Origin of the sequence: Mycobacterium sp. E1386, assembly GCF_001672745.1 — a bacterium.
GTDB lineage: Bacteria > Actinomycetota > Actinomycetes > Mycobacteriales > Mycobacteriaceae > Mycobacterium.
On sequence record NZ_LZKH01000257.1, the window covers coordinates 1 to 6,682 of the forward strand.

9 protein-coding genes and 1 riboswitch are annotated in these 6,682 nt (G+C 66.6%); of the genes, 6 read left to right on the plus strand and 3 right to left on the minus strand.

Features of this window, described 5'->3' with window-relative positions:
* The coding region (locus tag A5709_RS29030; RefSeq protein WP_231987077.1) for a hypothetical protein at positions 1–125 on the plus strand (125 nt) is incomplete at its 5' end.
* Positions 122–610, plus strand: coding sequence for a DUF2771 domain-containing protein (locus A5709_RS26060; protein WP_082948247.1), 489 nt, complete (start codon positions 122–124; stop codon positions 608–610). The genes A5709_RS29030 and A5709_RS26060, both read left to right, overlap by 4 nt.
* A gap of 28 nt (positions 611–638) precedes the next feature.
* Here A5709_RS26060 and A5709_RS26065 read toward each other — a convergent pair whose 3' ends face one another.
* The 3 genes from A5709_RS26065 to A5709_RS26075 all read right to left on the minus strand — a co-directional run bounded on the left by A5709_RS26065 (position 639) and on the right by A5709_RS26075 (position 4,123).
* Entirely contained in the window at positions 639–1,643 is a 1,005-nt protein-coding gene (locus tag A5709_RS26065) for a glutathione S-transferase family protein (protein WP_067943009.1), read from the minus strand.
* A 27-nt stretch (positions 1,644–1,670) separates the two neighbouring features.
* The gene (locus tag A5709_RS26070) at positions 1,671–3,599 is read right to left on the minus strand and encodes an acyl-CoA dehydrogenase family protein (RefSeq protein WP_068123593.1); all 1,929 of its coding nucleotides are present in this window, start codon (positions 3,597–3,599) and stop codon (positions 1,671–1,673) included.
* Positions 3,600–3,709: 110 nt separating this feature from the next.
* Positions 3,710–4,123 carry a cold-shock protein gene (locus A5709_RS26075; protein ID WP_067943014.1) on the minus strand — a complete coding sequence of 138 codons (414 nt, stop codon included), beginning with the start codon at positions 4,121–4,123 and terminating at the stop codon, positions 3,710–3,712.
* Between the two features lie 163 nt (positions 4,124–4,286).
* Between A5709_RS26075 and A5709_RS26080 the strand changes: the two genes are divergently transcribed.
* From A5709_RS26080 to A5709_RS26095, 4 genes are all read left to right on the plus strand, one after another.
* Positions 4,287–4,691, plus strand: a complete 405-nt coding sequence (locus A5709_RS26080; protein ID WP_068123595.1) for a YccF domain-containing protein — start codon at positions 4,287–4,289, stop codon at positions 4,689–4,691.
* Positions 4,688–5,767 carry a GTP 3',8-cyclase MoaA gene (gene moaA, locus A5709_RS26085; RefSeq protein WP_068012428.1) on the plus strand — a complete coding sequence of 360 codons (1,080 nt, stop codon included), beginning with the start codon at positions 4,688–4,690 and terminating at the stop codon, positions 5,765–5,767. Before A5709_RS26080 ends, moaA begins: the two co-directional genes overlap by 4 nt.
* Positions 5,768–5,771: 4 nt before the next feature.
* Positions 5,772–6,050: a MoaD/ThiS family protein gene (locus tag A5709_RS26090; protein WP_067943024.1), complete on the plus strand. Its 279-nt coding sequence runs from the start codon at positions 5,772–5,774 to the stop codon at positions 6,048–6,050.
* Positions 6,051–6,259: 209 nt separating this feature from the next.
* A riboswitch (cyclic di-AMP (ydaO/yuaA leader) is annotated at positions 6,260–6,486 on the plus strand.
* Between the two features lie 12 nt (positions 6,487–6,498).
* Positions 6,499–6,682, plus strand: a 184-nt coding sequence (locus A5709_RS26095; RefSeq protein ID WP_197520241.1) for a transglycosylase family protein, incomplete at its 3' end; no start/stop codon positions are given.

Consider the following 6,682-nt stretch of genomic DNA (forward strand, 5'->3'; position numbering starts at 1 on the left):
GGTTGGCGCAGACACTGGTCAGCTTCCAAGGGAATTCACTGATTCCGGGCCTCGGAGGTAATAGGCCGGTCATGGTCGAGCAGGAGGGCGTGCGCCGCGGCAGCCCGGCGGTGGTGCCTGAGTGAAACGCGGCGTGGCCGTGCTGCTCGCCGGCCTGATGACTCTGTTGTGCGTGGCCGTCGGGGTCGGCACCTGGCTGCTGGCGCGTCCGTCCGGCCCGCAGCGCCCGGAGATCAGCGCGTATTCACACGGCCACCTCGCGAGGGTGGGGCCCTACCTGTACTGCAGCGTGCTCAACCTCGACCAATGTGACACGCCGCAAGCCCAGGGCGAGCTGAAGGTCAGTGAGCGCTACCCGGTGCAGCTCTCGGTGCCCGACGCGATCTACCGGGCGCCCTGGCGTTTGCTACAGGTGTACGAGGACCCAACCAACACCACCAGCACCATCTTTCGGCCGAACACCCGCTTCGCCGTCACCATCCCCCCGGTCGACCCGCACCGCGGGCGGCTGGTCGGGATAGTCGTGCAGTTGCTGACGCTCGTGGTGGACCCGGCCGGTGAGCTGCGCGACGTCCCGCACGCGGAATGGTCTGTGCGCCTGAACTATTGAGCGCCGAGGCCGAAGCTCCCCGGCCCGGTCAGGCACCGTGTCCGGCAGGCACCCGCTCCCCTTCGACCGGCGTCCCGGGCGGTGTCCCATCCCCGAAAGGCTTTCCTCCCAATGCCTCTCGACCATGCGGTGACAGCCAGCCCGTCAGGTCCGGACCCTTGGGCACGATGCGGGTGGGGTTGATGTCGGCGTGCACGATGTAGTAGTGCTGCTTGATCTGAACGAAATCGATGGTGTCGCCGAACCCGGGCGTCTGGAACAGATCGCGCGCATACGCCCACAACACCGGCATCTCGCTCAGTTTGCTTCGGTTGCACTTGAAGTGCCCGTGGTAGACCGGGTCGAAGCGGGCGAGCGTGGTGAACAGCCGCACGTCGGCCTCAGTTATGGTGTCGCCCACCAGATATCGCTGATCGGCCAAGCGATCGCTAACCCAATCCAACGCGGCGAACAGCCGGTCGTATGCGGCGTCATAGGACTGTTGCGATCCGGCGAAGCCGCACCGATACACGCCGTTGTTGATCTCGGTGTAAACCCGCTTGTTCACCTCGTCGATCTCGGCGCGCAGCCGTTCGGGGTACAGCTCGGGCGCACCGTCGCGGTGGTAGGCGGCCCATTCCGTCGAGAAATCCAAGGTCATCTGCGCGAAATCATTCGTGACGACCGCACCAGACGGGACGTCGACGATCGCGGGGACCGTGATGCCTTTCGGGTAGTCGGGGAAGCGCTTGAAGTAGGCGTCCTGTAGCCGCGGGATCTTCAACACGGGGTCGACCCCGCCCGGATCGAGATCGAACGTCCAACTGCGTTCGTCATGGGTCGGTCCGCAAAAGCCAATGGAGAGAACGCTTTCCAGGCCAAGCAGACGCCGGACGATGATGGCCCGGTTGGCCCAGGGGCACGCTCTGGCGACAATCAGCCGATACCGGCCCGGCTCAACGGGATAGCCGTCTCGCCCATCGGCGGTGATGCGGGTGGTGATGTAGTTGGTGTCGCGGGTGAATTCACCCGCGCCGGCAACATAGGTGGCCATATTCCCCTTGTTTCGCTCGAATGTCGGCTAGGAACCCAGAAACCGCCGGGCCAGATTCGTTTCGGTTGATGCGCCCTGCTCCCAGTGGGCGATCCACGGGCCAGTGCCCTCCGACTGGTCGATGATGCCGTCCTCGAGCCAGGTGTAACGGCTCCCAACCACCTCGCGGGTCAGCCGGACGTCGCAGTCGTCGGTATTGGTCCACAATGCGTCGAACAGCGCCTCGACCCGCAGGGCGGCCTGCCGGCAAAACGTATCGGCCAACTCGTAGGCCTGTTGACCGACCGCCGGGTCGACGGCGCGCTGGGCCTCGGCCCGCACGCAGGCCGCGGACATCGCGAACAGCTCGGCACCGACGTCGACGATGCGCCCCAGGAAACCCTGGCGCTGCTCCAGTTTGGCTTGCCACCGCGCCATTCCGTAGAAGGTGTTGCGGGCCAGCTTGCGACTGGAGCGTTCGACGAACCGCAGGTGCGAGGCCAGCGGTCCGAATTCGCTGTAGGCCCTGGGTCGCTGGCCTTCTCCAAAAACGAGCTGGGGCAACCACTTTGCGTAGAATCCGCTGGCGCCGACCGCCGCCGCGGCCTTCTGCCGCAAACCAGCGTCAGGCTTCGCGAGGTCACCGGCCGCAGACAGGTGGGCATCGACCGCCTCCCGGGCGATGAGCAGCCTCATGATCTCGCTGGATCCTTCGAAGATGCGATTGATCCGCAGGTCGCGCGATACCTGTTCGACCGGCACCGCGCGTTCGCCGCGCGCGGCCAGCGACTCCGCCGTCTCATAGCCGCGACCACCGCGGATCTGCATGACCTCGTCCGCGATGATGCACGCCATCTCGCTGGACCACAGCTTGGCCAAGGCCGCCTCGATCCGGATGTCGTTGCGCCCTTCGTCGGCCATCTGCCCGGAGAGCTCGAGCACCGCGTCGAGCGCATAGTTGGTCGCCGCGATGAACGAGATCTTGTGGGCCACCGCTTCGTGCTCGGCCAGCGGCTTGCCCCATTGCACGCGCTCCCCCGCCCACTCGCGCGCCACCTTCAGGCCCCACTTGGACGAACCCGTCGCGTTCGCCGGAATCGACAGCCGCCCGGCGTTGAGCGTGGTCAGCGCGATCTTCAATCCGTCGCCCTCGCGGCCGATCAAATTTTCGCTCGGCACCCGAACGCGGTGCAGCCTGGTGACCCCGTTCTCGATGCCGCGCAATCCCATGAATTTGTTGCGCCGCTCCACGGTGATCCCGGGGGAATCGGCCTCGACAACGAACGCGCTGATGCCACCGCGGTGCCCATCGCTGCGGGGCACCCGGGCCATGACGACCAGCAGTTCGGCGACCACGCCGTTGGTGGTCCACAACTTCACGCCGTCGAGTTCGTAGGCGGTCCCATCTTCGACGGGTGTTGCTGTTGAGGCCAGCCGTGCCGGATCGGAGCCGACGTCCGGTTCGGTCAGCAGAAACGCCGATATGGCGCCCGCGGCACACCGGGGCAAGAACTTCTTCTTCTGCTCCGGGGTGCCGGCGAGTTTGAGCGGCTCCGGCACTCCGATCGACTGATGGGCCGACAACAGCGCACCGAGGCTGGGATGAACGGACGAAACCATCATCAGCGCCCGGTTGTAGGCCACTTGTGACATGTTCAGGCCGCCGTATTCCGACGGAATCTTCATGCCGAAACAGCCCAGCTCGGCTAGCCCCTTCACATACTCGTCGGGAATTTGCGCGTCGCGTTCGATCACGCTGCCGTCAACGCTGCGGAGGAAGTCGCGCAACTTGTCGAGAAACGCGCGGGTGCGCGCCTCGTCGGCATCGGATGGTTTGGGAAACGGGTGGATGAGCTCCAACGGAAACCGGCCGAGAAACAGCTCTTTCGCGAAAGATGGTTTATCCCAACCGGTTTCGCGAGACTCCTCGGCCAGCGCCCTCGCTTGCTCCTCGGTGACGTGCGCTTGCTGTGCCATCGCAGCCTCCTCGCTCGACGACTGTGGCGAGGTGGGAATACCCCGTGACCGCCACTTCCTCACCCCTTCCGCGCAGGGAGGCGGCACCCGGGCGCCCGGCGCCGAACGAGCTAGGCGTCGAGTTCCCGGGCGACCGCCCGCACCACCTCGGAAACCCGTCGTGCCGTCTTGCGGTCCGGGTAGCGCCCCTTGCGCAACTCGGGCTGCACGGCGCCCTCCAGCAGCGTGATCATGTCCTCGACCATGCCGTGCAGTTCGTCCGGACTGTGTTTGTGCTCGACGGGCGTCTCGCGGCGGCCTTGGGACTTGGTGAGGCTGGGCGGCGGCTCGATCAGCTTGAGGCTCAACGCTTGCGGTCCGCGCCGCCCGGAGGCGATCCCGAACTCCACGCGCTGGCCCGCTTTGAGCCCCTCGACCCCAGCGGGCAACGCCGACGAGCGGACGTACACATCTTCGCCGTCCTCTTGCGACAGGAACCCAAACCCCTTGTCGGCGTCGTACCACTTAACCTTGCCGGTCGGCACTGGTCTCACCTGCTTGTCTAACGGATCAATTGAATGGCCAACACAATAAGCGTCCCGCCTGCGCAGGACGCCGTTTGGTCTGTAGATCCTACTCGGGTGCCTGCCTCGCGAGCACCCCCGTTATTGCCCACTCGGTACGCTGGGTATTACCGGTGGAGGAGATATGCGCCTGATCCTGAACGTCATCTGGCTCGTGTTCGGCGGCCTGTGGATGGCCGCCGGATACGTGGTTGCGGCGCTCGTCAGCTTCCTGCTGATCATCACCATCCCGTTCGGCTTCGCGTCGCTGCGTATCGCCTCGTACGCGTTGTGGCCGTTCGGCCGCACGATCGTCGACAAACCCACAGCCGGAACGGGGGCCCTGATCGGCAACGTCATCTGGGTGCTGTTGTTCGGCCTATGGCTGGCGATCGGTCACCTGATCAGCGCGCTGGCGATGGCGGTCACCATCGTCGGCATCCCGCTCGCGCTGGCCAACCTCAAGCTGATCCCGGTTTCGTTGATGCCCCTGGGCAAGCAGATCGTCCCGGTCAGTTCACCGTCCCACTACCTCCCGGCGGCAGCATGACGCCGACCGCACTGGGCCTACCCACCGTGCCCGGCCGCACCGGCGGTGAGGCCGCGCGGGACGCGCCGACCGCGGGTCCGTTGGTCGACACCTACGGGCGCGTCGCCACCGACCTGCGCGTCTCGCTGACCGACCGCTGCAACCTGCGCTGCACCTACTGCATGCCGGCCGAAGGCCTGGACTGGCTGCCCGGCGAGCACCTGCTCCGCCCCGATGAATTGGCTCGGCTCATGCACATCGCCGTCACCCGTTTAGGGGTGACCAGCGTGCGGTTCACCGGCGGCGAGCCACTGTTGGTGCGACACCTCGAAGAAGTGGTCGCGGCGGCGGCCGGCCTGCGGCCGCGCCCAGAGATTTCGCTGACCACTAACGGCGTCGGGCTGGCACGGCGGGCCGCCGCGCTCGCCCAGGCGGGCCTGAATCGCGTCAACGTCTCGATGGACACCGTGGACCCCGACCATTTCGCGGCGATCACCCGACGGAACCGGCTCGACGAGGTGCTCGCCGGCCTGGCCGCCGCCCACGACGCGGGCTTGACGCCGGTCAAGGTCAATGCCGTGCTCGACCCCGTCACCGGTCGCGAGGACGTCGTCGCGCTGCTGCGGTTCTGCCTCGATTACGGCTATCAATTGCGGGTCATCGAGCAGATGCCGCTCGATGCCGGGCACCAGTGGCGCCGGGGCGCGGCGCTGAGCGCCGACGACGTGCTCGACGCGCTGCGCCCGCACTTTCGGCTCCGTCCCGACCCGGCGCCGCGCGGCTCGGCGCCCGCCGAGCTGTGGCTGGTCGACACCGGCCCGGGCACGCCCAGCGGGAAGTTCGGCGTCATCGCGTCGGTTTCCCACGCGTTCTGCTCGGCGTGTGACCGCACCCGCCTGACGGCCGATGGCCAGGTGCGCAGCTGCCTGTTCTCGGCCGTGGAAACCGATCTGCGAACCCTGCTGCGCGGCGGTGCGTCCGACGACGCGATCGAGTCGGCGTGGCGCGTCGCGATGTGGGGCAAGCCGGCCGGTCACGGCATCAACGACCCGAACTTCATCCAGCCCGACCGTCCGATGAGTGCGATCGGTGGCTAGCCCGATGGGTCAGGCCGCCGTTCAGCAAGACGGGATTCAGGTGACCGTGCGCTATTTCGCGGCCGCGCGGGCAGCTGCGGGGGCCGAGTCGGAGACGCTGGTGGTACGCCCGGGAACGACGGTGGCCGAGCTGGTTGGGCGCCTCGCCGTCCGGGGGTCTCGACTCGCCGACGTGTTGAGCAGATGCTCCTACCTGTGCGACGGGGTCGCGGTCCGCGACGAGACCGCAACGTTACGCGCCGGCAACACGATCGACGTTCTACCGCCTTTCGCCGGCGGCTAAAACTGTGAAATGCGTCACGTAACGGAATGATAACGGCACAATCACGCTCCGATATCGAGCTCAGTGACCTGCGTGAATGCCGCGTGTTCCTCGGGTTTTCGCACATGGCCGAGAGGGAAACGCCGGGTTTCGCAGAACGTGACGGGACCAACAGAAACCGCTACGTTTCTCCGAAGGCTCGCCAAGACAACCGAATTGGCGGACCTCCCCTCCCTATCGCGCCGAGCTCCATCCAATAGGCAGGGGCCCACCGACCTACGTGGATGGAGGCGGGGGACCCACCGGTCCACCGTGATCGGACTGGGGCCGCATGCGGCCCCTTGGGGTGAAGCCGACGTCGTTTCGCAGTGGATACGCACTGAGTTCGATGACGGCCGGGTGGCCTCTCCAACCCGAACCCGACAGCTGACCTCGCAGGCGCGTGACACGAGAGGATCCTTCACGGCCTATGAGTGGACGTCACCGTAAGCCCAGCACGTCAAACATCAGCGTCGCCAAGATCGCCGTCACCGGGGCGGTCCTCGGTGGCGGCAGCATCGCTCTGGCCGGCCAGGCGGCCGCGGCCACCGACGGCGAATGGGACCAGGTAGCCCGTTGCGAGTCGGGCGGCAACTGGGGCATCAACACCGGCA

What these genes read in the sequence shown, in the direction of transcription:
- A5709_RS26065 (WP_067943009.1), bottom strand. Translation starts at nt 1,643, where the DNA reads ATGGCCACCTATGTTGCCGGCGCGGGTGAATTCACCCGCGACACCAAC.
- A5709_RS26070 (WP_068123593.1), bottom strand. Translation starts at nt 3,599, where the DNA reads ATGGCACAGCAAGCGCACGTCACCGAGGAGCAAGCGAGGGCGCTGGCC.
- A5709_RS26080 (WP_068123595.1), top strand. Translation starts at nt 4,287, where the DNA reads ATGCGCCTGATCCTGAACGTCATCTGGCTCGTGTTCGGCGGCCTGTGG.
- moaA (WP_068012428.1), top strand. Translation starts at nt 4,688, where the DNA reads ATGACGCCGACCGCACTGGGCCTACCCACCGTGCCCGGCCGCACCGGC.
- A5709_RS26090 (WP_067943024.1), top strand. Translation starts at nt 5,772, where the DNA reads ATGGGTCAGGCCGCCGTTCAGCAAGACGGGATTCAGGTGACCGTGCGC.